This is a genomic window from Pseudogemmobacter bohemicus (genome assembly GCF_003290025.1).
Classification (GTDB): Bacteria; Pseudomonadota; Alphaproteobacteria; order Rhodobacterales; family Rhodobacteraceae; genus Pseudogemmobacter; species Pseudogemmobacter bohemicus.
In genome coordinates this window covers 1,486,395-1,509,264 of record NZ_QNHG01000001.1, presented here as the reverse complement: position 1 = coordinate 1,509,264, position 22,870 = coordinate 1,486,395, and the positions used below count along the sequence as shown (strand labels likewise).

24 protein-coding genes and 1 tRNA gene are annotated in these 22,870 nt (G+C 63.7%); 14 read left to right on the top strand and 11 right to left on the bottom strand.

All coding sequences use genetic code 11. From position 1 onward, the window contains the following. The first annotated feature begins 144 nt into the window (after positions 1 to 144). The 3 genes from DRF71_RS07210 to der all read left to right on the top strand — a co-directional run bounded on the left by DRF71_RS07210 (position 145) and on the right by der (position 3,797). Complete coding sequence (locus tag DRF71_RS07210; RefSeq protein WP_232831341.1) at positions 145 to 867, top strand: hypothetical protein; 723 nt, start codon at positions 145 to 147, stop codon at positions 865 to 867. 82 nt (positions 868 to 949) lie between these two features. After that, positions 950 to 2,278 (top strand): outer membrane protein assembly factor BamB family protein, encoded by a 1,329-nt coding sequence (locus DRF71_RS07205; RefSeq protein ID WP_112309748.1) that lies wholly within the window; start codon positions 950 to 952, stop codon positions 2,276 to 2,278. Between the two features lie 40 nt (positions 2,279 to 2,318). Next, entirely contained in the window at positions 2,319 to 3,797 is a 1,479-nt protein-coding gene (gene der, locus DRF71_RS07200; protein WP_112309747.1) for a ribosome biogenesis GTPase Der, read from the top strand. Between the two features lie 130 nt (positions 3,798 to 3,927). On the opposite strand, the gene serS is transcribed toward der, so the two are convergent. Further along, positions 3,928 to 5,220 (bottom strand): serine--tRNA ligase, encoded by a 1,293-nt coding sequence (gene serS, locus DRF71_RS07195; RefSeq protein ID WP_112309746.1) that lies wholly within the window; start codon positions 5,218 to 5,220, stop codon positions 3,928 to 3,930. A 427-nt stretch (positions 5,221 to 5,647) separates the two neighbouring features. Between serS and DRF71_RS07190 the strand changes: the two genes are divergently transcribed. The 5 genes from DRF71_RS07190 to DRF71_RS07170 all read left to right on the top strand — a co-directional run bounded on the left by DRF71_RS07190 (position 5,648) and on the right by DRF71_RS07170 (position 8,117). Continuing rightward, positions 5,648 to 6,013: a hypothetical protein gene (locus tag DRF71_RS07190; RefSeq protein ID WP_112309745.1), complete on the top strand. Its 366-nt coding sequence runs from the start codon at positions 5,648 to 5,650 to the stop codon at positions 6,011 to 6,013. Between the two features lie 162 nt (positions 6,014 to 6,175). Continuing rightward, entirely contained in the window at positions 6,176 to 6,985 is an 810-nt protein-coding gene (locus tag DRF71_RS07185) for a DNA adenine methylase (protein WP_112309744.1), read from the top strand. Continuing rightward, positions 6,982 to 7,188 carry a Com family DNA-binding transcriptional regulator gene (locus DRF71_RS29375; protein ID WP_112309743.1) on the top strand — a complete coding sequence of 69 codons (207 nt, stop codon included), beginning with the start codon at positions 6,982 to 6,984 and terminating at the stop codon, positions 7,186 to 7,188. Before DRF71_RS07185 ends, DRF71_RS29375 begins: the two co-directional genes overlap by 4 nt. Positions 7,189 to 7,827: 639 nt before the next feature. Beyond that, positions 7,828 to 7,950, top strand: coding sequence for a hypothetical protein (locus DRF71_RS29005; RefSeq protein WP_269814340.1), 123 nt, complete (start codon positions 7,828 to 7,830; stop codon positions 7,948 to 7,950). Continuing rightward, entirely contained in the window at positions 7,947 to 8,117 is a 171-nt protein-coding gene (locus tag DRF71_RS07170) for a hemin uptake protein HemP (protein ID WP_112309742.1), read from the top strand. Before DRF71_RS29005 ends, DRF71_RS07170 begins: the two co-directional genes overlap by 4 nt. A 144-nt stretch (positions 8,118 to 8,261) precedes the next feature. Here DRF71_RS07170 and moaA read toward each other — a convergent pair whose 3' ends face one another. After that, positions 8,262 to 9,311, bottom strand: coding sequence for a GTP 3',8-cyclase MoaA (gene moaA, locus DRF71_RS07165; RefSeq protein ID WP_112310059.1), 1,050 nt, complete (start codon positions 9,309 to 9,311; stop codon positions 8,262 to 8,264). Positions 9,312 to 9,422: 111 nt separating this feature from the next. Between moaA and DRF71_RS07160 the strand changes: the two genes are divergently transcribed. After that, positions 9,423 to 9,896 (top strand): hypothetical protein, encoded by a 474-nt coding sequence (locus tag DRF71_RS07160; RefSeq protein ID WP_157970970.1) that lies wholly within the window; start codon positions 9,423 to 9,425, stop codon positions 9,894 to 9,896. 23 nt (positions 9,897 to 9,919) lie between these two features. On the opposite strand, the gene DRF71_RS07155 is transcribed toward DRF71_RS07160, so the two are convergent. Further along, on the bottom strand, positions 9,920 to 11,317 hold the full coding sequence (locus DRF71_RS07155) for a helix-turn-helix domain-containing protein (protein ID WP_112309740.1): 1,398 nt from the start codon (positions 11,315 to 11,317) through the stop codon (positions 9,920 to 9,922). 158 nt (positions 11,318 to 11,475) lie between these two features. Here DRF71_RS07155 and DRF71_RS07150 point away from each other — a divergent pair, with 158 nt between their 5' ends. Then, positions 11,476 to 11,919, top strand: coding sequence for a GNAT family N-acetyltransferase (locus tag DRF71_RS07150; RefSeq protein WP_112309739.1), 444 nt, complete (start codon positions 11,476 to 11,478; stop codon positions 11,917 to 11,919). Between the two features lie 91 nt (positions 11,920 to 12,010). Here the strand turns inward: DRF71_RS07150 and trpE are convergent, their stop codons facing one another. From trpE to fabI, 6 genes are all read right to left on the bottom strand, one after another. Then, entirely contained in the window at positions 12,011 to 13,519 is a 1,509-nt protein-coding gene (trpE, locus tag DRF71_RS07145; protein ID WP_112309738.1) for an anthranilate synthase component I, read from the bottom strand. Continuing rightward, positions 13,516 to 15,396: a peptidyl-prolyl cis-trans isomerase gene (locus tag DRF71_RS07140; RefSeq protein WP_112309737.1), complete on the bottom strand. Its 1,881-nt coding sequence runs from the start codon at positions 15,394 to 15,396 to the stop codon at positions 13,516 to 13,518. The genes trpE and DRF71_RS07140 overlap by 4 nt, the downstream gene beginning before the upstream one ends. Before the next feature lie 105 nt (positions 15,397 to 15,501). Next, complete coding sequence (locus DRF71_RS07135; RefSeq protein ID WP_112309736.1) at positions 15,502 to 16,695, bottom strand: aminotransferase; 1,194 nt, start codon at positions 16,693 to 16,695, stop codon at positions 15,502 to 15,504. A gap of 193 nt (positions 16,696 to 16,888) precedes the next feature. After that, on the bottom strand, positions 16,889 to 17,398 hold the full coding sequence (gene gpt, locus DRF71_RS07130; RefSeq protein WP_112309735.1) for a xanthine phosphoribosyltransferase: 510 nt from the start codon (positions 17,396 to 17,398) through the stop codon (positions 16,889 to 16,891). A gap of 10 nt (positions 17,399 to 17,408) precedes the next feature. After that, positions 17,409 to 18,023 (bottom strand): LysE family translocator, encoded by a 615-nt coding sequence (locus DRF71_RS07125; RefSeq protein WP_112309734.1) that lies wholly within the window; start codon positions 18,021 to 18,023, stop codon positions 17,409 to 17,411. After that, the gene (gene fabI / locus DRF71_RS07120) at positions 18,020 to 18,853 is read right to left on the bottom strand and encodes an enoyl-ACP reductase FabI (protein WP_198672085.1); all 834 of its coding nucleotides are present in this window, start codon (positions 18,851 to 18,853) and stop codon (positions 18,020 to 18,022) included. Before fabI ends, DRF71_RS07125 begins: the two co-directional genes overlap by 4 nt. Positions 18,854 to 18,967: 114 nt before the next feature. Between fabI and pdxH the strand changes: the two genes are divergently transcribed. From pdxH to DRF71_RS07100, 4 genes are all read left to right on the top strand, one after another. Then, on the top strand, positions 18,968 to 19,606 hold the full coding sequence (pdxH, locus tag DRF71_RS07115; RefSeq protein ID WP_112309733.1) for a pyridoxamine 5'-phosphate oxidase: 639 nt from the start codon (positions 18,968 to 18,970) through the stop codon (positions 19,604 to 19,606). A 113-nt stretch (positions 19,607 to 19,719) separates the two neighbouring features. Then, positions 19,720 to 20,265 carry a cold-shock protein gene (locus DRF71_RS07110; protein ID WP_112309732.1) on the top strand — a complete coding sequence of 182 codons (546 nt, stop codon included), beginning with the start codon at positions 19,720 to 19,722 and terminating at the stop codon, positions 20,263 to 20,265. Between the two features lie 242 nt (positions 20,266 to 20,507). Further along, positions 20,508 to 20,918 carry a DUF192 domain-containing protein gene (locus DRF71_RS07105; protein WP_112310057.1) on the top strand — a complete coding sequence of 137 codons (411 nt, stop codon included), beginning with the start codon at positions 20,508 to 20,510 and terminating at the stop codon, positions 20,916 to 20,918. 134 nt (positions 20,919 to 21,052) lie between these two features. Beyond that, a tRNA-Pro gene (locus DRF71_RS07100) sits at positions 21,053 to 21,129 on the top strand. Positions 21,130 to 21,149: 20 nt separating this feature from the next. On the opposite strand, the gene DRF71_RS07095 is transcribed toward DRF71_RS07100, so the two are convergent. Together DRF71_RS07095 and DRF71_RS27320 are read right to left on the bottom strand one after the other, a co-directional pair. Beyond that, positions 21,150 to 22,256 (bottom strand): tyrosine-type recombinase/integrase, encoded by a 1,107-nt coding sequence (locus DRF71_RS07095; protein WP_157970969.1) that lies wholly within the window; start codon positions 22,254 to 22,256, stop codon positions 21,150 to 21,152. Then, the gene (locus DRF71_RS27320; RefSeq protein WP_157970968.1) at positions 22,240 to 22,623 is read right to left on the bottom strand and encodes a hypothetical protein; all 384 of its coding nucleotides are present in this window, start codon (positions 22,621 to 22,623) and stop codon (positions 22,240 to 22,242) included. Before DRF71_RS27320 ends, DRF71_RS07095 begins: the two co-directional genes overlap by 17 nt. Positions 22,624 to 22,870: the final 247 nt, after the last annotated feature.

Here is a 22,870-nt window from a genome sequence, read left to right as displayed (position 1 = left end):
CAACCGGGGGGATGTCAGAGGACAGTCCGGGGGCAGTCCGGGGGCGGATAGGGGCCTAAAAGCCCGGGCAGGACTTGGCAAGATTGCCGGAATCCCTGTAAGACGTGGCGGAACAAGGATTGATGGCAGGAAGGCCCGGAGCAAGTGAGCGACACCAACAGCTTCATTGATGAGGTCACCGATGAGCTGCGGCGCGAAAAGCTGACCAAAGCTTTCCGCCGCTGGGGCTGGATCGGCGGCGTGCTGATCCTGGTGATCGTGGCCGGTTCGGGCTGGCAACAATGGTCAAAAGCGCGCGATGCGGCGCGGGCCGAGGGCTTTGGCGATGCGCTGCTTGAGGCGCTGGATACCGGCTCTCCCGAGGCGCGGCGCGAGGCGCTGGCGGCGATTCCCGCCACCGGCTCTCAGGCGGTGATCCGGGATATGATCGAGGCCTCGGACCCGAAGGAGGACAAGGCGGCGACGCTGGCCGCGCTGGACAAGGTGATTGCGGATGCAAAGCTGGACCCGGCCTGGCGCGATCTGGCGATCCTGCGCCGGGTGATCGTGGCCGGGGCAGAGCAGCCGCTGGCCGAGCGTCGCAGTGCGCTTGAGGCGATTGCGGGCCAGCGTCGGCCCTATCGCCTGTTGGCGGCTGAACAGCTGGCCTGGCTGTCGATCGAAGAGGGCGATGTGCCCGCAGCCATCACGGCACTGAACAGCCTTGCCACCGATCAGGAGGCAAGCCAGGCCCTGCGCGCCCGGGCCGAACAGATCGTCACTGTGCTGGGCGGTGAGCCGGCCGAGGTGGTCAATGATGCGACCCCGGCCGAGGAAGCGGGAAGCGGCGCGACCGAAAGCGGCGCCACAGCGCCTGGCAGCGAATAAGCGGCAAGGAATATCTGCTGCCGGCCGGTGCTGAACCCGGCCAGCGGCCAGAGCAACTGGAATGATGGGGCAGAGCGTGAGCATGAAACGGCGGATCGGCTGGCTGATGGGCGCGGTGGCGGGGCTGGCGGTGCTGAGCGCCTGCGGAGAGCGCGAGCTGATCCTGCCGGGCGAGCGGGTCGATGTGCGCGAGGTGCTGGAAGGCTCGGCTTCGCGCGATGCCGGCGCGGTGGCGCGGTCAGTACCGATCAGCCTGCCGGGCCAGCAAAACAACGCCGAATGGGCGCAGCGCGGTGGCAATGCCCGCCATGACGCCCCTCATGCGGCCTTGCGCGCCAATCCGCAGCTTGCCTTTGCCACCTCGATCGGCGAGGGCTCTTCGCGCCGTCACCGCATCGCGGCGGCGCCGGTGGTGGCGGGGGGGCGCGTCTTCACCATTGATGCGGCCATGGTTGCCTCGGCGGTGTCGACCAGCGGCACGCTTTTGTGGCAGGCCGATCTGACGCCGGCGACGGATCGCGGCGGCCGCGTTTCGGGCGGCGGTCTCGCGGCAGAGGGCGGCAAGGTCTATGCCTCGACCGCTTATGGCGAAGTGATCGCGATGGATGCGGCCTCGGGCCAGATGCTCTGGCGTCAGCGGGTGGACAGCCCGGTCCATGGCGCGCCGGCGGTGGCGGATGGTGTCGTCTATGTCGCCGGGCGCGACGGCTTGGCCTGGGCGCTGAATGCGGCGGATGGCAAGGTGCAGTGGCAGGTGATCGGCACCCCCGGCACTGCGGGCTATATGGGCGCGGCTGCACCGACGGTTTCGGATCGTTCGGTGATCTTCCCCTCGGGCGCGGGTGACCTGCTGGCGGTGATGCGGATCGGCGGCGGCACAAAGATCTGGCAGAAATCCATCGCGGGGCGCCGCCCGGGCATCGCCTATGGCGAAGCGCAGGATGTGACCGGCGATGCGGCCCTGGTGGGCGGCACGATCTTTACCGGCACCGGCGCCGGTCGCACCGTGGCGATGGATGCCGCCTCGGGCGAGCGGATCTGGGATGCCGAGGAAGGCGCGCTCGGGCCGATGGCGATTGCGGGCGGTTCGGTCTTCCTTGTATCCGACGAGGCGCGGCTGGCCCGGCTGGATGCCGCCACGGGCGAGGTGATCTGGGCGGTCTCTCTGCCCTATTTTACCGCCGAAAAGGTCAGGAAACACAAAGCGATCACCGCGCATTACGGCCCGGTTCTGGCTGGTGGCCGGATTTGGGTCGCTTCCTCCGACGGGGTGCTGCGGGGCTTTTCGCCGACCGATGGCAGCCTCGTCGCCAGCGTGGAAATCCCGGGCGGCGCCGCCACCCAGCCGGCGGTCGCGGGCGGCACACTGTATGTCGTCTCGAATAACGGGCAAGTTCTGGCTTTCCGCTGAGGGCTTTCCCGTGTAACTGGGCGAGCTTCAGGAGATCCAGATGAGCTTCACCCTCGCCATAGTCGGCCGGCCCAATGTCGGTAAATCCACTCTGTTCAACCGGCTGGTGGGCCGCAAGCTGGCGCTGGTCGATGACCAGCCCGGCGTGACGCGCGATCTGCGCGAGGGCGATGCGAAACTGTTCGATCTGCGCTTCACCGTGATCGACACGGCGGGGCTGGAGGAGGTCACCGATGACAGCCTGCAGGGAAGGATGCGGCGCCTGACCGAACGCGCGGTCGAGATGGCGGATGTCTGCCTTTTCGTGATCGACGGGCGGGCAGGGGTGACGGCGACCGACGAGACCTTTGCCGAGATCCTGCGTAAGAAAAACGCCCGTGTGATCCTTGGTGTGAACAAGGCCGAAGGGAAGGCCGGCGATGCCGGAGCGCTTGAGGCATATTCGCTTGGCCTCGGCGAGCCCGTCCGGATGTCGGCCGAGCATGGCGAGGGGATGGACGATCTCTACCACATCCTGCGCCCCTTCGAGGCAGAATTTGCCGAGCGGGAAGCCGAGATCACCCCGGAAACCGATCTCGACCTGCCGGAAGACAGCGAATTCGACAGCGAGGATGAGGGCGCCGATGAGAGCTGGCGGCCCTCGGTTGCGAAACCCTTGCAGATTGCGGTGATCGGTCGCCCGAATGCCGGCAAATCAACGCTGGTGAACAAGATCCTCGGCGAGGACCGGATGCTGACCGGGCCCGAGGCCGGGATCACCCGCGATGCGATCTCGATCAAGGCGGACTGGATGGGAACGCCGATCCGGATCTGGGACACGGCGGGCATGCGCAAAAAGGCACGGGTGGTCGAGAAGCTGGAAAAGCTCTCGGTGTCCGACGGGCTCAGGGCGGTGCGCTTTGCCGAGGTGGTCGTCGTGCTGCTGGATAATGAGATCCCGTTCGAGACCCAGGACCTGCGCATCGCCGATTTCGCCGAGACAGAGGGCCGGGCGGTTGTGGTTGCGATCAACAAATGGGATCTGGAGACCGAACGCCAGGACAAGCTGGCCGAGCTGAAAGAGATGTTCGAGCGCCTGCTGCCGCAGCTGCGCGGCGCGCCGCTGGTGACCATCTCGGGCAAGACCGGGCGCGGTATGGACCGGCTGCATGACGCGATCCTGCGGGCGCATGCGGTCTGGAACCGAAGGGTGGCGACGGCGCGGCTGAACTCCTGGCTGTCGGCGATGACCGAGGCCCACCCGCCGCCCGCGCCGGGCGGTCACCGGATCAAGATGCGCTACATCACCCAGGCCAAGACGCGCCCGCCGGGTTTCGTGATCAAATGCTCGCGTCCCGATGATGTGCCGGAGAGCTATAAGCGCTATCTGATCAACGGGTTGCGGGATCACTTTGACATGCCGGGCACGCCGATCCGGCTGTTCCTGCGCGGCCAGGGCGATCAGAATCCGTTCCGTGAGAAGAAATTCCATACGCCGTCGCGGCTGAGGAAACACCAGGGAAAGCAGGTCAGGAAGTAAGAGAGGGGGCCAGCCCCCTCGCGGCTTTGCCGCTCACCCCCGGGATATTTAGAGACAGCTGAAAGGGCTTTTCATCTGTCCTTAAATATCCCCGCCGGAGGCAAGGGGCCTGTCAGGGCCCCTGTTTTTTTCAGGCGAGCGTTCCATCGGCGCCGATGCGGGTCTTGCCGCCGAGATAGCGATGCAGCACCGCCGGGATCTCGACCGAACCGTCTTCCTGCTGTCCGTTTTCCAGAACCGCGATCAGACAGCGCCCGACGGCAAGGCCCGAACCGTTCAGCGTCGCGATGAAATCGGGTTTGCCGCCTTCAGACGGGCGATAGCGCGCATTCATTCGCCGCGCCTGGAACTGACCGCAGGTCGAGACCGAAGAGATTTCGCGGTAGCGGTTCTGACCCGGCAGCCAGACCTCGATGTCATGCGTTTTCTGCGCGCCAAAGCCCATATCTCCGGTGCAAAGCACCACGGTGCGATAGGCCAGGCCCAGCTTTTGCAGGATCGTCTCTGCCTGGGCTGTCATGCGCTCATGTTCCGTCAGCGCAGTTTCCGGCGTGCAAAGCGTCACCATCTCGACCTTCTCGAACTGGTGCTGGCGCAGCATGCCGGTGGTGTCCTTGCCCGCCGAACCAGCCTCCGAGCGGAAGCATTGCGTATGCGCGGTCATCCGCTGCGGCAGCGCTGCCTCATCCATGATCTCGCCTGCTGCGGAATTGGTCAGCGTGACCTCGGAGGTCGGAATCAGCCACCAGCCATTGGTGGTCTCATAGCTGTCCTCGGCGAATTTCGGCAGCTGGTTGGTGCCGAACATGGCCTCGGACTTCACCAGAACCGGGGTCCAGACTTCGGTGAGGCCATGCTCTTCGACATGGGTGTCGATCATAAACTGTGCCAGAGCCCGGTGGAGCCTGATCACCGCGCCCTTCAGCACCACGAAACGCGAGCCCGAAAGCTTGGCGGCTGTGGCAAAATCCATGCCGGGTTTCACACCGGCAATGTCGAAATGCTCGACCGGGGCGAAGGCAAAGCTCTTTGGCTCGCCCCAGCGGCGGATCTCGACATTGTCAGCCTCGTCGGCGCCCTCGGGCACCTCGTCAAGTGGCAGGTTCGGGATGGTGGCAAGCTGATCGCGCAGGGCCTTGTCCTCGGCATCGGCCTCGGCGGTCAGGCGGGCGATTTCGGCCTTTTTCTCGGCCACCAGAGCGCGCAACCGTTCGAACCCGGCATCATCGCCACGCGCCTTGGCGGCACCCACGTCTTTGCTGGCGCGGTTCTGCTCGGCCTGAGCGGTTTCAGCCGCGAGGATCTTTGCGCGCCGCGCCTCATCAAGTGCCAGCAGCGAGGGCGACAGCGCAGCCAGCCCGCGACGGGAGAGCGCCGTATCGAAAGCGGCAGGGTTTTCGCGGATCATGCGGATATCATGCATGGATGTGGCCTCGCTGGCTTGCAGGAATTGCGCCGCTGCTTATGCCAGAAGCCGCGGCGCGGGGAAAGAGGGCGGCAGCCGCGCCTCTGGTTCCGGTGGATGCCTCCGGGCGTATATCTGGTGGCTATGACGGGTATTTTTCTCTTCAGGTCAGAATGTTGACCCACCTGGGCACGGTATGGCGGTGCCGCTCTGTATTACAGATGATCCTGACACGACCCTCAGGATCGTTTCGGCTTCCGTCGATTTGTTGATGTACTGCTGCCCGACGACTGAGCCGCATGGCACTCCCCTGAATTGCCTGATCCCCGATCCGAAGGCGATTGCGGCAAGGATCTCTTTGCGCGGGCGGATTTCGAACGGCTGATCATCCGTTTCGCCCCGGCTGCCTTCTGAGCCGGGATCCGCGCCTGTTGGCGGGCTATCTATGCCTGATCAGATCCGCATCACCATCGCTTGCCCCGCCGCCCTGATCCAGGACGCAAACCAGCTGGCCCGGGTGATTGGCTACAGCGAGGCTGACGATCAGACTTATGGCGCTGCGATCTGGCAGGACGCTGCCGGCAATCGCTACGCGGTCGCCTCCGGCCCGGTCTCGCCGGTGTTTCCAGAGGCGGCGGTCTCGCCTCTGACCGCCCCCGAATGGGGCGCCGACATGGCCGCCGCCGCTCGTGCCCAGGCGCTGATCCGCATCGGCGGGCCAGCGGCCCCCGGCCAGATCGCCGCCGTTATTGGTGATGACGTGCCCGCCGCGCTGGCAGAGCTGGGCCTGACCCGGATCGAAAGCATCTGAACTGACTGCTGCCGGCCCCGGCCGGCGGCAGGGCCTCAAGGGAGGCCAGAGGGGGAGGCAACCCCCTCTGACACGGGGACACCAGCTACGACACCCCGCCGACCAGCAAAAGCTTATGGCCGCTCCACCCTCGCGAGGGCGGCATCCTTGGACCACATGCAAATGAGAGAGTCACTGATTCCCGTCGATCCGGTCAGACCTGTTGCACCCTGGATCGGCGGCAAGCGCAATCTGGCAAAGCGGATCTGCGCCATCCTCGACACCATCCCCTGCACCACATATGCCGAGCCTTTCGTCGGCATGGGCGGCATCTTCCTGCGGCGGACATCACGTCCGCGCGCAGAGGTGATCAACGATTATGGCCGCGACGTCGCCAACCTATTCCGCATCCTTCAGCGCCATTACCCGCAGTTTCTGGACACGCTGAAGTTCCAGCTCACCACCCGGGCTGAGTTCAACCGGCTGGTCGACACGCGGGCCGACACCCTGACCGATCTCGAACGCGCCGGTCGATTCCTTTATCTCCAGCGCACGGCCTTCGGCGGCAAGGTTTCGGGTCGGAACTTTGGCGTACAGGCAGATCGCGGCGCACGGTTCAATCTGACCACGCTGGAGCCGATGCTGGAGGATCTGCACACCCGCCTTGCAGGCGTCGTCATCGAATGCCTCGACTTCGGCGAGTTCATCCACCGCTATGACGGCACCGGCACCTTCTTCTATCTCGATCCGCCCTATTGGGGCAGCGAGGGCGACTATGGCAAAGCCCTCTTCACCAGGGCGGATTTCGAGCGTCTGGCCGGGGTTTTAAGGGGCATCAAAGGCGGCTTTCTGCTCTCGATCAATGACGTGCCCGAGATCCGCGAGCTCTTTGCCTGGGCGCGGATCGAGGAGGTCGACACCACCTATTCCATCGCCGGTAAAGGTGATCGACCAAAGGCGCCAGAGCTGCTGATCCGGGGCGGCAGCCTGTGACGGTCTGGACGGAAGTCCGCTGTTGCGGATGCCAGCGCCTGCTGTTCAAAATGACGGCAGGCGCGTTCACCGGCGCGGTGCAGATCAAATGCCCGCGCTGCCGCGCCTTCAACCATCTGAGGCCCGAGAGCCCACACCCGCAGCGGCCCGATCGCGATGGAAAGGATCTCTCGTGTGGCTCTTTGTTCCACCGGAAGACATGAAGACCTTCGCGGCATCAGCCTTTGCGCCGGCGTCGGAGGCCTCGATCTCGGCCTGCATATCGCAGAGCCCGGATATCGAACTGTGTGCCATGTCGAGCGAAACAGTTTCGCCGCATCCGCTCTCGTGGCGCGGATGGCAGACGCGTCCCTGGCTCCGGCTCCTGTCTGGGACGATCTGCGATCCTTCGACGGCCGAGCGTGGCGCTATCTGAAGGCCGAGTTGGCCACCGTTTAAGCCGGGCTTTAAGGGAGCGTTTAACCGGGGCGGGCAGGGCGCCAGAGAGAGATGTTTTCCGCTGGAACGCTTTGTGCTAAGAGGGCGGGGCGTGGGATAGGGGGACAAGAGGGAGATGCGTCACATCCTCCAAACCCCGAAACTCCGGCACGGTGACGGTGACCGGAGATCCCACGCATCACTTCAAACTCACTGATTTTACGAGACTCGCATGGTGCAACTTTGGTTGTCATTCAGTGCAAGTTCCGCTGTCCCGCTACAACAGCTACAACCGGCAACATATTGATGAACCCGGCAGGCATCATTGCTTGACATGACAAAGTAAATCAGTCAGGAATAGACGCAGCTCAGCCAGGCTCTCCGGAGCACAGCCAGAAATTCTCTTACAGGCGATGGAGAAGACCATGACCCGACCTGCAACGGGCGACCGGCTTCCTTTGGTGGAACTGCTGCGTCAGGCGGCGGCCGGAACGGCCCCTTCAGCTGCACTGGAAGCTCTGATCGAACGCGTGGGGGCCGTGAAATGAACGCACATACCGATACCGCTCTGACTCCATGGCTGCAAAACGATGCGACCCCGGTGCATGAGGCGCGGGTGCTGACCGATGGCGGTTCGCTGGCCAAGATCGTGCTGGATGGTCAGGTCTATACTTTGCGCATCACGCGCCAGGGCAAGCTTATCCTTACCAAGTGACCTCAGTACTGCGAACGCACTCCGCGATACCAAATGACTGACCAAAAGTCCTGAATGGCGGGGGTAATCCGCCTCAGACTTTCCCCCGCCCGGCAGCTCTCCCTCGTGCTGCCGGGCGGGGGAATTTCGTTTGGGGGGAGGGGGTCAGCCGCCGGTATGGCTCATGTGTCGGCTCATCTGACCGCGAATCAGACCCTGCGCGCCGGCATTGGGCGCTGTGCCGGCAAGCTGGCGACCGTAATCGAAATCATGCCCTTTCGGCTTTCGTGCAATGGCGTCGCGGATCGCGGCCTCCAGCGGCGCCGAATCATCCGGATGCAGCCGCAACGGCGCGCGCAGATCGGCCATATCCTCCTGTCCAAGGCACATATACAGCTCGCCCGTGCAGGTCAGCCGCACCCGGTTGCAGCTTTCGCAGAAATTATGCGTGAGCGGCGTGATGAAGCCGATCTTCTGCCCGGTCTCGGCCAGGCGGATATAGCGCGCGGGGCCACCGCTGCGCTCTGGCAGATCGGTCAGGGTAAAGCGCTGTGCCAGCCGCGCGCGCAGATCGCGCAGGCTCCAATACTGGTCGAGCCGGCTCTCCTCGCCCATCTCGCCCATCGGCATCACCTCGATAAAGGTGATGTCATGGCCCTCGCGGGCGCACCAGTCGATCAGCGGGAAAAGCTCGTCCTCGTTGAAGCCCTTCAGTGCGACGGTGTTGATCTTGACCCGCATCCCCGCAGCTTTGGCGGCGGATATGCCGTCAAGCACCTGGGCCAGCCGGCCCCAGCGGGTGATCGCGGCGAATTTCGCGGGCTCCAGCGTATCCAGCGAGACATTGATCCGCCTGACCCCCAGCTCTGCCAGCGCTGTCGCATAGCGGGCGAGCTGGCTGCCATTGGTTGTCAGCGTCAGTTCTTCCAGCGCGCCCGATTGCAGATGCCGGGCCATCTGTTCGAAGAAGGTCATAATCCCGCGCCTGACCAGCGGCTCGCCGCCCGTCACCCGCAGCTTCGTCACCCCCAGCCCGATGAAGGTCGAGCAGAGCCGGTCCAGCTCCTCCAGCGACAACAGCTCGGCCTTGGGCAGAAAGGTCATATGTTCCGCCATGCAATAGGTGCAGCGGAAGTCACAGCGATCCGTCACCGAGACCCGCAGATAGCGGATGGCGCGCGCGAAAGGGTCGATAAGCGGGGCCGTGTTGTTCATTTGCCCAAAATAGGGGCGGCGGGCCATTGCCACAAGCATCAATCGGGCATCAATCGGCCATCAATCGGGGAGTTGCAGGCCTGGAGAGACCGGCCTATTCTCGGTCCTATGATGAACCGCATCCTTGTCCTTTTGCCGCTGTCGCTTGCCCTGTCGGGCTGTTCCGTTTTCGAGGGGCTCGGAAAGCGCGGCGAGGCGCCGACAGAGGCCGGGCCTGCCATGGCGACCGAATTTGCCCCGGCGGTGTCGACCACGGCGCTTGGTGCCAGCGGCCATAGCGCTGCCTCGCTGGACAAGACCTCGGATGTCGAAAAGGCTGCCGCACTGGCCAAACCGGTCGTTTCGGGCGAGCGGGAGCTGGGGAAGGCGGTTGTTGCCCTCGGGCCGCCGGCCGAGACCGGGCTCTGGGTGCAAAGCGTGCTGGTCACCACCAGGGGCCAGGGCCGTGTGGTGGCACCAGGTGGTCAGTCGCTGGCGGTCGAGCTGCGCCCGGGCAGCGGCGGCGCGCTGATGTCGCTTTCCGCCTATCAGGCGCTTGGCCTGCCGCTGACCGGCCTGCCCGAGCTGACGCTTTACGGCGGCTGAGAGGCTCGGCCGGGGCCGGCGTCTCAGTCGGCAATCTCATAAGGCAACAGATCGCGCGTATTCGGATCGACCTTCAGCCGCCGCTCCAGCGGCGGGACCGAGCGCTGATGGCAATTCATCCGTTCGCAGATGCGGCAGGAAATGCCGATCGGCTCAAAGCGACCGCGCGGGTCCAGGCCATCCGAATAGACCAGATCGGGCGCATGCTGGATCTCGCAGCCAAGGCCGATCGCATAGCGCCGCACAGGCGCAAGGAAAGCGCCCGCCGGTTTCGAGACCTCTCGCGCGAGGTTCAGATAGCGCACTCCATCCGGCGTCTCGACGAATTGCCGCAGAAATTTCCCAGGTGTTTCAAAGGCCTGATGAACGTTCCACAGGGGGCAGGCGCCCCCGAAACGGGCAAATTGCAGCCGGGTGGCCGAGTGGCGCTTGGTGATGGTGCCGGCCTGATCGACACGGACGAAGAAGAAGGGAATCCCCTTGGCACCGGGCCGTTGCAGGGTGGAAAGCCTGTGCGCCACCTGTTCGATAGAGGCCCCGAAAATATCCGCCAGCCGCTCCAGATCGTGCCGCGTTTCGCGGGCGGCCTGCAAAAACGCGCGGTAAGGCAGCAGCGCCGCACCGGCGAAGTAATTCGCCAGCCCGATCTTGGCGATATCGCGCGCCTCGGGGGTCGAGAAGCGTGCCAGATCCAGTGTCGCCTCCAGCAGATCGTTCTGTGTCAAAAGCGCCAGCTGGTGCAAAAGCTGGAAGCGCTGCGTCGCATCCTGGGCCTGGCCCGAGATCACCAGCCGCCGTGTCGCGGGGTCGTAATGCCGGACCGGCACGCCGTCATCGTAATGCAAAGACACCCCACGCTGGCGCAAGAGATCCTGGGCCAGCCGCACCACGTCGCGCTTCGGCTCCGCCGAGCCGGCAAAGATCTCGGCCGCCCGGTCCACCGCGTCGATGTAATTGTCGCAATAATGGAAGAAATCGCGGACCTCCTCCCAGGGGGACGGTTTCAGCCCGACATCCTCGCGCCCCAAAGCCTCGTCCAGCGAGGCCAGCCGCTCATGGCTCTGCCGGTAAGCGCGGTGCAGGTCGAGGAAAGCCCGCGCCAAAGCCGGCGCATTCGAGGCCGCCAGCCGCAGATCCGCCAGCGGCGGGTTCGAGGCGGTAAAGACCGGATCGGCCAGCGCCTCACGCATATCGGAAACCAGCCGCTCGCTTTCGCCCACGGTCAGCTCGGTCACATCCAGACCGAATTCCTGCGCCAAAGCCAGCACAACCGCCGCCGAGACCGGCCGGTGATTGTTCTCCATCTGGTTCAGATAGGGCAGCGAAACCCCAAGCTTATCCGCGAAAGCCTTTTGCGTCAGCGAAAGGCGGCCGCGAATTTCGCGCAGTTTCACCCCTGCATAGAGTTTTTGCGTGGCCATGACGGGCTCCGTATTTGCAAATCGAAAATTCCTTTTGCAAAGGCATGGGGTCAAGCGGAATCACGCAAAGCTGGCGCCATCGCTGCGGGAAAACTGGTCCTGCCATTGCCGTGAGGCCCAGGACAGGGTTGGAGATCCCAGGCAGAAAGGTCCGGCAGATGGCACAGATCGAAATTCGCCCGCTACGCTCTGACGACGAGGCCGCGTGGCGCCGTCTCTGGACCGCCTATCTGGACTTTTATAAAACCTCGGTGCCCGAGGCGGTCTATGCTTCCAGCTTCGCGCGGCTCCTGGGCGATGATCCGCAGGATTTTTCCGGCCTGATCGCCCTGGTCGATGGCAAGCCAATGGGGCTGACGCATTTCCTCTTCCACCGTCACGGCTGGAAGATCGAAAATGTCTGCTACCTGCAAGATCTCTATGTCGCCCCGGAAAGCCGTGGCACCGGCCTCGGCCGTAAACTGATCGAGGCGGTCTACGCCATCGCTGATGAAAAAGGCGCCCCCGGCGTGTACTGGCTGACCCAGGACTTCAACAGCACCGCGCGCCAGCTCTATGACCGCATCGCCAAAGTAACCCCCTTCATCCGCTACAATCGTTGAAGGGCCTGCATTTCATCTGTCCCTAAATATCCCGGGGGAGAGCGCGGGTACCGCGCGAGGGGGCAGCGCCCCCTCGGCCGTGGCGGCGATCTCAGCCGTTTCCGCGTCGGGTGAACAGCCCCGCATCCTGCGCTGCGCGTCGAAGCGCATTGGATTTGTTCACCGTCTCCTGATATTCGGCCTCAGGATCGCTGTCATAAACCACACCGCCCCCGGCCTGGATATAAAGCTTCTCATCCTTCAGCACCGCCGTGCGAAGCGCGATGCAGAAATCCATCTCTCCGCTCGCCGCGAAATAGCCGCAGCCGCCGCCATAGACGCCGCGCTTTTCCGGCTCCAGCTCGTCGATGATCTCCATCGCCCGCACTTTCGGCGCGCCCGAGACCGTGCCCGCCGGCAGGCCCGCCAGCAAAGCCGACAATGCGTCCTCGCCCTCGCGGATCTCTCCGACCACATTCGAGACGATATGCATGACGTGGCTGTAGCGCTCAATCACGAATTTCTCGGTCGGGCGTACGGTTCCCATCTTCGCCACCCGGCCCACATCATTGCGGCCCAGATCCAGCAGCATCAGATGCTCGGCCAGTTCCTTCTGATCGGCCAGCAGATCGGCCTCAAGCGCAGTATCCTCTTCGGGCGTCGCACCGCGTTTGCGCGTCCCGGCAATCGGGCGGATCGTCACCTCGCCATCCCTGAGCCGCACGAGGATCTCGGGGCTGGCGCCGACCACCTGATAGGGGCCGAAATTGAAGAAGAACATGAAGGGCGAAGGGTTGGTCCGGCGCAAAGACCGATAGAGCGCGAAGGGCGGCAGCGGGAAGTCCATCGTCCAGCGCTGCGAGGGAACGACCTGGAAAATATCGCCGGCGCGGATATACTCCTTCGCCTTTGCCACCGCCGCCTTATAGCCTTCATGGGTGAAATTCGAACTCAGATCGCCCGAGATCGCCATCCCGTCGATCTCGCGCTGTACCGCCGGTGCGCGGTCCAGATCCCTGAGCGCGTCCATCACCCGCTCGGCCGCCTGGGCATAGGCGGCGCGCGCGGTGACGCCTTTCTCATACCAGGCCGGCGCCACCACGATCACCTCGCCGCGCACCCCGTCCAGCACCGCCACCACCGAAGGGCGCATCAGTACGGCATCAGGCAGGCCCAGCGGATCGGGATTCACATCCGGCAGATGTTCGACCAGCCGGATCATGTCATAGCCGAGATAGCCGAACAGCCCCGCCGAGGCCGCCGGCAGATCCTCGGGCATCTCGATATGGCATTCCGCGATCAGCGCCCGCAGCGTGTCAAGCGGGTGGCCTTCCAGCGGCGAGAACCCATCCGGATCGAACCGCGCCGAGCGGTTGATTTCCGAGGCCTCGCCCCGGCAGCGCCAGATCAGATCGGGCTTCATGCCTATGATCGAATACCGGCCGCGCACCTCGCCGCCGGTCACCGATTCCAGCATGAACGTGTCCTTGCGCGCCTCCCCCAGCTTGAGCATCAGCGAGACGGGCGTGTCCAGATCTGCCGCCAACCGGGCCCAGATCAGCTGGTTTTTCCCCTCTCCCCAGGCTTTCTCAAAGGCGTCGAAGGAGGGTTCCAGTTTCATTGCAGGCCCGAATTCACAAGGTTGATGGCATTCTGGTCGATGGTCATCCCGGCCTGATCCGCCATGCTGGCGGTAAAGGCGGTAAAGGCATCCTGGGCGACCTGTTGCTCCAGCTGCGAGGCAATGGCGGCTTTCAGCGCCTCGGCCTCATCGCCGGTTTCGGGGGCCGCAGTCACATGGTCCAGCCGCAACAGGCCGATAAAGCTGCCATCCTCGACCAGACGGATATCGCCGGCTTTCATCGCGAAAGCGGCCTCCAGCACGGCGGCGGGGATGTTTTCGGTCGTCGCCCCGTCGCGCGAGGTCTCGGCCACGGCCTCGACGGTGCCGAGCGTCGCGAAATCGCTGCCGCTTTCGGCGGCGGTCTTCAGTTCAAGCCCGCGTGCATCCAGCGCCGCTTTCAGCCGGTCCTGCTGCAAGGCGGCCTGGGCCTCGGGCTTTGCGGTTTCAAACGGGATCGGGGCAGGGGGCAGGATTTCGACGAATTCCATCGCCACCACACCGCCATCATCAAGGGCGATCGCCTCGGGGAAATCGCCCTGTTGCAGTGCATTGGCGGCGGTGCGGAAGGCCTGGTAGCCCTCAAGCTTGTCATCGGTCTGTGCGCCGGGGCCGCTGGCAACATAGTCGATCTGCCCCAGCACCATGCCGGTCTGGCCGGCCAGTTCGTCAAGGCTGGCGCCGCTGGCAAGCAGGTCATCGATCTCGTCGATCTTCAGGTTGATCTCCTTGCGGGCCACCTCCAGCCGCACTTCCTGGGCCAGATCGTCACGCGCCTCTTCATAGGTGGTCTCTTCGCCGGGCAGCAGCCCATTGATGCGGAACAAGGCCGGGCCAAGCGAGGTGTCGGCGGAAACCACCGCGCCCTCGGCGCCGGCAAAGACCACAGGCCCAGCCTCGCCAAGCGCGGCCTCCGAGACATCGCCCATATCGACCGCATCCATGGACAGGCCGCGCGCGCTGACCAGATCCTCGAATGTGGCCTCGCCGGCGGTCAGTTGGGCCAGAGCCGCCTCGCGACCGGCCTCATCGGGATAGACCAGACGTTCGATCAGCCGGCGCGGCGGCGTCACGAATTCCGAAATCCGCGCCTGATACATCGCCTTGATATCTTCTTCTTCGACCGGCAGACCGACGGCAATGGTCTCGGGCAGCAGCACCGCATAACGGATCCGCTTTGATTCGGGACGGGTGAAATCGGCGATCCTTGCATCATACCAGGCTTTGACGGCTGCCTCGTCGGGCTCGGCCAGCGGCGCGGTCAGGCTTGCCTCGGTCAGGCGGATCAGCGAGAAGCCGCGCCGCTCGGCCACCCATTTATAGATCACATCAGTGGTGGCCCCGGGCGCGGTAAAGCCGCCCGTTACCGCGCCCGACAGAAGCGTCCGCGCAGCATCGCGGCGCAGGTTTTCCTCGAACTCGGCCTCGCGCCAGCCCGCGCGGGACAGGGCCTCGCGGTAGACCGCGCGGTCGAATGTACCCGAACTTCCGATAAAGGCGCGCTCTTTCATCACTTCCTGCGCCACGGTGGCATCGCCGACCGAAAGCCCAAAGGAGAGCGCCGCATTGTCCAGCGCCGCCCGCGTCACCAGCCCGGCCAGCGCCTGGCGGTCGATGCCGAAGCCGATGGCCTGCTGCACCGCGATCCGGGTGCCCAGCTGCTGCGACAGCTTTGCCGCCTCGTCGCGCACCGCCTGGGCATAGTCGCGCACCGACAGATCAATCTTGCCGACCGAGCCGATGGAATTGACCGTGCCCCCGAAATTGCTGACGCCAAAGCCGCCAAGCCCCAGGATCAGCATACCGGTCATCAGCCATGTCAGGGCCGAGGTGCCCTTGTTCTTTTTCTTCGGCTGATCATCAGGGCTTTTGGCCATGTCGCGGCTCCGGTCAGGACGTTTGCGCCTGTCTAAGGGCAAGCGGGATTTGGGGCAAGGGCAGGGGTGTCACGCTTTCGCGGGGAGGGGCAGTGTCGGGGGCGCTCAGGGGCGGAAATCCCGCAGCCGGCTGAACATCTCTGCGATCCCATCGGTGTCGATATTGGCGAATGCAATGCGGATCTGGCGGCGGCCGGCGTCGGAGCCTTCGGGCGTGAAGAAGGTGCCCGGCAGCATCAGGATGGCGCAATCATCGACCAGCCTTTTGCACAGCGCATCCGAGGCGAGGCCGAACGGGTGTTCGACCCAGGCGAAATAGGCCCCGCACCCCATCAGCCTCCAGTCGGGCAGGGCTGCAAAGCCCAGGGTTATGGCCTCGCGGCGCTTAAGGATCTCCTGGCGCTCAGTCTCGACCCAGGATCCGAGATTGCGCATCCCCCAAAGGGCGCCGATCTGGCCCAGCTGGTTCGGGCAGATGGCGATGGTGTCGAGCACCTTCTCGATCTCGGCCAGCAGCGCGGTGGAGGCAAGGATCGCGCCGACCCGGTGGCCGGTCATGCGGTAAGCCTTTGAAAAGCTGTAAAGCTGGATCACCGTCTCGTCCCAGCCAGAATCCTGGAACAGATCATGCGGACGCCCGCCGGTTTGCGGCGAATGGCGGCTGTCGAAATCGCGATAGGTCTCGTCAATCACCAGCGCGATGCCATGGCGGCGGGCCAGATCGCGGAAGGCGGCAAGTGTGGCTGCCGGATATTCGATGCCGCCGGGATTGTTCGGGGTGACCAGCACGATGGCGCGGGTTTTGGGCCCGATCAGCGCGCGGGCGGCCCCGACCTCGGGGATCAGGGTCGGGCCGGTTTCCAGGACGCGGGTGGTGACGCCGCTCATATCGAGCCACATTTTGTGGTTGAAATACCAGGGCGCGGGCAGGATCACCTCATCGCCGGGGCCGGCCAGCGCCGCCAGCGTGGCACAGAAGGCCTGGTTGCACCCTTGGGTGATCGCCACCTGTGCGGCGCGGATAGAGCCGCCATAGGCCGTCGAGAACTGGCTGGCGATTTCCTCGCGGAGCGTGGTCAGGCCCAGCACCGGCCCATAAAGATGCGCATCCGGATCATGCAGCGCAGCCTCGGCAATTGCCTCGCGCAGGCCAAGGGGCGGGATCTCAAGCGGCGCTGCCTGGCTGACATTGATCAGCGGACGGTAGGCGGGGAAGATCTTGCCCTGGATCCAGCGCCGCGCCTCCATCACCGGCGGCAATTCCGTGGCGCCCAGATTGGGATTGAGAGGGAGAGACATGGCTGGCTCCTGTGCCCGATGGCTGATGTGGAGCGGGGGGCTGCCTGCCCCCCGGGGCCCGTTCCGGGCCTCCCCCCGGGAGTATTTGGATCAAGAGGAATAGAAGGTCCGGATTTCCTCTTGATCCAAATACTCTCAGGGGGTGAATTGCGCCACAGGGCGCAAGAGGGGGCGGAACGCCCCCTTCCTTCGGTCAGTCGGTGCCGCGATAGGGTTGCACATATTGCAGCGCCATATCCCAGGGGAAGAAGATCCAGGTGTCCTGGCTTACCTCAGTCACATAGGTATCGACCTGGGGTTTCCCATGCGGCTTGGCATAGACCGTGGCGAAATGCGCTTTCGGGTAGAGTTTGCGCACCAGTTCCAGCGTCTTGCCGCTGTCGACAAGGTCGTCGACGATCAGGATGCCGGCGCCGTCTTCCATCAGCTCGGGCTGGGGGGATTTGGTCACCACGGCAGAGGCCTGGGCCTGGTGGTTGTAGCTTTTGACGCTGATCGTGTCGATCACCCGGATATCGAGCTCGCGCGCCACGATCATGGCCGGCACCAGCCCACCCCGGGTGATCGCCACCACCGCCCGCCACTGGCCGCTTTCTCCCGGTCCCTTGCCGTCCAGTCGCCAGGACAGCGCCCTGGCATCGCGGTGGATCTGGTCCCAGCTGATATGGAAGCCCTTTTCGTGCGGCAGGCGGTCAGCGGCCATTTGCGTCCCTTCAGGTAGCTGCGATTTTGATCCCGAGCAGCGCGAGCATCCCGCCGAAAGCGCGGTCGATCACGGTTTTCAGGCTGATATAGCCGGCGCGGGTTTTCTCAAGCGAGAAGATCCGCGCCACGATGGTGTTCCAGATGGTCTCGTTCAGAAAGACCACCGCCAACAATGCCGCATAGATCCAGGGCGCGGTGCCTTGCGGCACGGTGCCGAGGAAAATCGCGCTAAACATCACCGCCGGTTTCGGATTGGCAAGCTGGGTGAAAAGCCCCAGCCGGAAGGCAGAGCCGGCCGAGCGCGGCAGCGGGCGACTGTCCTCGGTCTGGAAAGGCTCGGCGGCGTGGCGCCAGAGGCCCCAGGCCATCCACAACAGATAGGCGGCACCACCGATCTTGAGCACCCAGAGCGCCCAGGGTGCCACTGCGAAGACGAGGTTCAGCCCGAACATCGCCGCCGCCGCCCAGAAGACGGCGCCGGCACCAATGCCCATGGCCAACATCATGCCGGTACGGAATCCCTCGGTCAGACCGGTGCGGGCCGCCATCAGCACGGCCGGGCCGGGGCTGACGGCTGCGAAAAGCGACAGGCCCGCAAAAGCGAGGAACGCCGCGAAGGTCATTCCTTCTTACCGGTCACGACGTCGATATCGGGCGCGTCGATCGCCTTCATGCCGACGACATGATAGCCGCAATCGACATGCAGGTTCTCACCCGTGGTGCCCGAGCCGAGATCGGACAACAGGTAAAGCGCCGATTTCCCGACCTCTTCCTGGGTGACATTGCGGCGCAGCGGCGAATTCAGCTCGTTCCATTTCAGGATATAGCGGAAATCACCGATGCCGGAGGCGGCCAGCGTCTTGATCGGCCCGGCCGAGATCGCATTGACGCGGATCCCGTCGCGGCCGAAATCCTCGGCCAGATACTTGACTGATGCCTCAAGCGCGGCCTTGGCAACGCCCATCACATTGTAATGCGGCATCACCTTTTCGGCGCCGTAATAGGTGAGCGTCAGCATCGCGCCGCCCGGTCCCATCAGCGCGCCCGCGCGCCGGGCCACAGCGGTAAAGCTGTAGACCGAGATGTCCATCGACATCAGAAAATTGGCGCGGCTGGTATCGGCATAGCGGCCGCGCAATTCGTTCTTGTCGGAAAAGCCGATGGCATGGACCACGAAATCAATCGTGCCCCAGGCCTCTTTCAGCCCTTCGAACAGAGCATCGAGCGATTCCTCGCTTGCCACATCACATTCGAAGAGAAGCGGCTTGCCCAGGCTGGAGGCCAGTGGCTCAACCCGTTTTTTCAGCGCTTCACCCTGGTAGGAGAAGGCAAGCTCTGCCCCCGCACCCGCCAGAGCCTGGGCCACACCCCAGGCAATCGATTTGTCATTGGCAAGGCCCATGATCAGCCCGCGTTTGCCGGTCATTAATCCGGGCATCAGTCCGGTTGACATTCCTGGTCCCTCGCACACCTTTACGGTTTGATAGCGTTGACGTTTAGGCGGAAAGGCAGCCTGCCGCAAGGGCGGGAGACCGTTACCGTTGACGTAAGGAGAGGAGCGGCATCCATGGAACGGACCGGAATTTTCAAAGGCGACGACCCTTTCGCAATCGCGCGCAGCTGGCTGGAAGAGGCGGCGGCGGTCGAGCCGAACGATCCCAATGCCATTGCGCTGGCAACAGTCGACGAGACAGGCCTGCCGGATGTCCGGATGGTTCTGCTGAAAGAGATCGCGGCGGAATCCTTTGTCTTCTATACAAATTATACCTCGGTGAAGGGGCAGGAGATCGCGGCTTCGGGCAAGGCGGCTTTCGTCATGCACTGGAAAAGCCTTCGCCGGCAGATCCGGGTGCGCGGCACCGTCACCCGTGAGGAAGGCCAGGTGGCCGACGAGTATTACCGCTCGCGCAGCCTCACCAGCCGGCTTGGTGCCTGGGCGAGCCGGCAGTCGCAGCCCTTGTCCTCGCGTGAGGCGCTGATGGCCGAGGTCGCAAAAGTCACGGTGACAAAGGGGCCGATTCCGGCGCGGCCGCCCTTCTGGGGCGGCTTTCGCATTGCCCCCGTCGAAATCGAGTTCTGGGCCGATGGTGCCTTTCGCCTGCATGACCGCTTTCGCTGGAGCCGCATCGGCGGCGGCGATGTCGAAGGCGTGGAACGGGTGAAAAACGCAACCGGAGAGTGGACAGTCCTGCGGCTCAACCCCTGATAATCACGGCAAAAGGTAAACAATTCTGCCTGATTATACGATTTCCTCTTGATCAGGCGTGTTTAAGCCTTCATCAACCGCTCAGGGCTTAATCTGGGGAGATAGTCCTTGTTATGACTGAAGAAGATAAGGCCATGCAAGTGTTGCAGGGCCGGGTGAAGTGGTTTGATCCGGCTAAAGGCTTTGGCTTCATCGTCAGCGATACATCCAATGCCGATATCCTGTTGCACGCGAATGTTCTGCGCAACTTTGGGCAGAGTTCAGTCGCGGATGGGGCAGGAGTCACAGTTCGGATCCAGACTACACCACGCGGTGTGCAAGCGGTTGAAGTTCTTGCGATTGAACCTCCGGACGGGCCTGTTGTGCCGTTGGGGGAACTTGCGGGTGAGCTGTCGGCGGCGGATCTTTCCGCTTTGCCGATGGAACCCGCACGGGTGAAGTGGTTCGACAAAGCCAAGGGATTTGGCTTCGCCAACGCCTTCGGGCGGTCGGAGGATATATTCGTTCATATCGAGGTCTTGCGGGTCTCGGGCTTTGCGGATCTGATGTCCGGCGAGGCGGTGGCACTCAAGGTGATCGAGGGCCGGCGCGGCAGAATGGCAGTGCAGGTGCTGAGTTGGGAACGTGCAATCCTCGCCCCACAGGGCGAAACCGAATGACGGCGCGGGCGGCGGCAGTGCTGCCGCCCTGCCATCCGGCCCTGCCCGCGACGGGGCCGGGAATCGGGCCATCATACGGGCAGGCTGACCCCCCGGGGACCGGCGGCAAAGGCCGCGGGAAACGCCCGGTCAGGCTTGCTGCGGCTTTCTGCCTTTCCATGATTTTGACAGTGTTTCCGACCGGGATTCCGATCGGGACTCATAGCCTTTCCGGCGCGGCCGAAGCCGCACAGGGATGCGCGATGTCGCGCATTGACCTGCGCCCGGCCGCAGTTGCGGGGCAGGGGGCAGAGCGGCAGAGTTTTGTTGTCGAGATCGCCGATACCGCCGCCAGCCGCGCCCGGGGGCTGATGTATCGCGAGACGCTCGCGCCTGATGCCGGCATGCTTTTCGTCTATGATAGCCCCCGCAGGGCGGAATTCTGGATGAAGAACACGCTGATCCCGCTGGATATCATCTTTGCCGATGCGCAGGGGCGGGTGACGGTGGTGCATGAAAACGCTGTCCCCGGCGATGAGACGCCGATCCCGGGCGGGGATGGCGTTCTCTATGTGCTTGAAATCAATGGCGGCCTGGCGCGGAAGGCCGGCATCACACCGGGCAGCGAGATGCGCCATCCGCTGATCACCGCCGCCGCCTGGCCCTGCCCGTAACGGATCTTTACCGCAAGGGGCAGACGGTGCAGCTTTCCGTGCCACAAGCTGCCTCTGCCGCCGCCATCGCATTCGGTTTTTCTCGCAACAGGGGCTTTCCCTCCCGCCACGAAACCGCTATCTGACAGCGAGTTCGGGGCGTAGCGCAGTCTGGTAGCGCGACGGTTTTGGGTACCGTAGGTCGGGAGTTCGAATCTCTCCGCCCCGACCAGCACTTAGCACCATACAAGCCTATACGGTTTGCACCTTGGTTTGCATTTTCGTTCGCGCTTCGGCCTCGCGAAGCTTTTGAGCGATCCCGTCAGTCATGTTCGGCGAAAGCGCGACGTAGCGCTCGATCACCTCCGCAGCGTGTTTGATGGACCAACCCATGTGGGTTGCGATTTCCTTCAAATCCGCACCCGCTTCCAAGAGCCTTGTCGCGGCGGTCCCTCTGGCATCGTAAAGGCGCAAGTCTTTTCTAAGGCCCATTTTGTCCCGCCATTCGCTGACGGCATCGCCCAGATAGTTCTCATGGGTATAGGGCTGTCCGCCCTTAGTAATGATGATCCTGTCCTGCCCCGGTGGGAGCTTATCGATCATAGCGGCCATTCTGGCGGTGAGGGGGATCGATGCCACCCTGCGCTTGCGCTGGCCCTTCCTGGTCCACAGCACAATACGCCGCCCTGTAGGGGTGGGGTGTATATGCTGGCGAGAGAGGAGCAGGAGGTCGCCGGGGCGTAGTCCGGTTTCGGTAGCGGCAATCACAATGCGCGAGACATGAGCCGGCGAGAGCTTTTCAAATGCCTCGATTTCCTCGGGCATCCAGAAGATATCCGCGCGATTCGATTTGTAGACTGATCTGACCTTTTGCAGGTGATGGTGCATCAGCATGGCCCGATCCAACCCGAAGCCGACGATGCGCTGAAGGTGCCTTATTCGGTCATCTCCGACCTTTCCGCCGATCTCATCGCGCCATTCCAGGGCCTGTTTTCGGATGCGGGGATCTTCAAAGGCGCGGGTTGGGGCTGCCCCGAATTTCGCCTCGATACCGTTTTTCGGATGATATACGGAGTTCCTGAAATCTTTCTGGGTTCTCTCGGCCAGAGCGCCAAACTCCTGGCTGCCCAAAAAGGCCAGAATGATCTCCCTGAATTTCCCCTTAGCTGCGGCGGCTTTCGGCGCAGCAGCAGCAAGAGCGGCGATGTATTCTGGCGATCCTATCCGGACGCCGCTGTCTGAGCGCCAGAAGCTCGGGGCGCCCTTTCCCCGCCATGCGTAATGGATGCTTACCTCAGACCCATCAGCCAGCTTCTTCTTAACGCGGTTGATCCCGGTGAGTTTAACCCGCGCTACCACTGAACCAGTTCTCCACTTCATCGGTTGATTTGATCGACTCGGCCTCAGGCCTGAAGCGAACCGTACCTCTCTCGGTGACGATTTCTACAACGGCCTTCGGATCTTCCGCCCGTCCAGCCTTGATAAACCGTCTAACCTCGGCCTCGGTGAATGTCTGGCGCTTCCCCATGTCACTCCCCTCCTGCGGTGCGGGCAGGCCAGCCCTGCGCTGATAGCGACCCATGATACAGGCCAGCCAGCCGAGCGGGATCAGGCGGCGAAGACAGGCGAGGCATATTGGGCGCAGCAGATTGCCGCCGTGCCGGTGCCGCAGATGCAGATGGCCCTGCGTTCGGCCATTGACGGCTTTGGCGCGGCCCTCTGGCATCAGGGCAAGCCCACGGCAAATGGGCGCAATGCGGTGCTGGCACTGGAGAGAATCAGTGATTCGGAAAGGCGTTGACTGATTCGCGGGAACGTTTTAGTATCTTGCGAAAGCAATGGTATGCGCCCGGAGGGATAACCCCCTGCCGGGCGTTTGCTTTACTGGCCCCCGGCTTTCACCGGAGGCCAGCAGTTCACCGGCGCTTAAGCAGCACCACAAGCCAAAGCAGCACGCCCAGATTGGCAAACCC

Excerpts from the sequence above, each read along its gene's own strand:
- DRF71_RS07105 (WP_112310057.1), top strand. The coding sequence starts at position 20,508 with ATGTCGCGCATTGACCTGCGCCCGGCCGCAGTTGCGGGGCAGGGGGCA.
- fabI (WP_198672085.1), bottom strand. The coding sequence starts at position 18,853 with ATGTCAACCGGACTGATGCCCGGATTAATGACCGGCAAACGCGGGCTG.
- DRF71_RS07205 (WP_112309748.1), top strand. The coding sequence starts at position 950 with ATGAAACGGCGGATCGGCTGGCTGATGGGCGCGGTGGCGGGGCTGGCG.
- DRF71_RS07140 (WP_112309737.1), bottom strand. The coding sequence starts at position 15,396 with ATGGCCAAAAGCCCTGATGATCAGCCGAAGAAAAAGAACAAGGGCACC.
- DRF71_RS29005 (WP_269814340.1), top strand. The coding sequence starts at position 7,828 with ATGACCCGACCTGCAACGGGCGACCGGCTTCCTTTGGTGGAACTGCTG.
- DRF71_RS07185 (WP_112309744.1), top strand. The coding sequence starts at position 6,176 with ATGAGAGAGTCACTGATTCCCGTCGATCCGGTCAGACCTGTTGCACCC.
- moaA (WP_112310059.1), bottom strand. The coding sequence starts at position 9,311 with ATGAACAACACGGCCCCGCTTATCGACCCTTTCGCGCGCGCCATCCGC.
- DRF71_RS27320 (WP_157970968.1), bottom strand. The coding sequence starts at position 22,623 with ATGCCAGAGGGCCGCGCCAAAGCCGTCAATGGCCGAACGCAGGGCCAT.
- gpt (WP_112309735.1), bottom strand. The coding sequence starts at position 17,398 with ATGGCCGCTGACCGCCTGCCGCACGAAAAGGGCTTCCATATCAGCTGG.
- DRF71_RS07155 (WP_112309740.1), bottom strand. The coding sequence starts at position 11,317 with ATGGCCACGCAAAAACTCTATGCAGGGGTGAAACTGCGCGAAATTCGC.
- serS (WP_112309746.1), bottom strand. The coding sequence starts at position 5,220 with ATGCATGATATCCGCATGATCCGCGAAAACCCTGCCGCTTTCGATACG.
- trpE (WP_112309738.1), bottom strand. The coding sequence starts at position 13,519 with ATGAAACTGGAACCCTCCTTCGACGCCTTTGAGAAAGCCTGGGGAGAG.
- der (WP_112309747.1), top strand. The coding sequence starts at position 2,319 with ATGAGCTTCACCCTCGCCATAGTCGGCCGGCCCAATGTCGGTAAATCC.
- DRF71_RS07160 (WP_157970970.1), top strand. The coding sequence starts at position 9,423 with ATGAACCGCATCCTTGTCCTTTTGCCGCTGTCGCTTGCCCTGTCGGGC.
- DRF71_RS07135 (WP_112309736.1), bottom strand. The coding sequence starts at position 16,695 with ATGTCTCTCCCTCTCAATCCCAATCTGGGCGCCACGGAATTGCCGCCG.
- DRF71_RS07190 (WP_112309745.1), top strand. The coding sequence starts at position 5,648 with ATGCCTGATCAGATCCGCATCACCATCGCTTGCCCCGCCGCCCTGATC.
- DRF71_RS07170 (WP_112309742.1), top strand. The coding sequence starts at position 7,947 with ATGAACGCACATACCGATACCGCTCTGACTCCATGGCTGCAAAACGAT.
- DRF71_RS07125 (WP_112309734.1), bottom strand. The coding sequence starts at position 18,023 with ATGACCTTCGCGGCGTTCCTCGCTTTTGCGGGCCTGTCGCTTTTCGCA.
- DRF71_RS07110 (WP_112309732.1), top strand. The coding sequence starts at position 19,720 with ATGACTGAAGAAGATAAGGCCATGCAAGTGTTGCAGGGCCGGGTGAAG.
- pdxH (WP_112309733.1), top strand. The coding sequence starts at position 18,968 with ATGGAACGGACCGGAATTTTCAAAGGCGACGACCCTTTCGCAATCGCG.
- DRF71_RS07150 (WP_112309739.1), top strand. The coding sequence starts at position 11,476 with ATGGCACAGATCGAAATTCGCCCGCTACGCTCTGACGACGAGGCCGCG.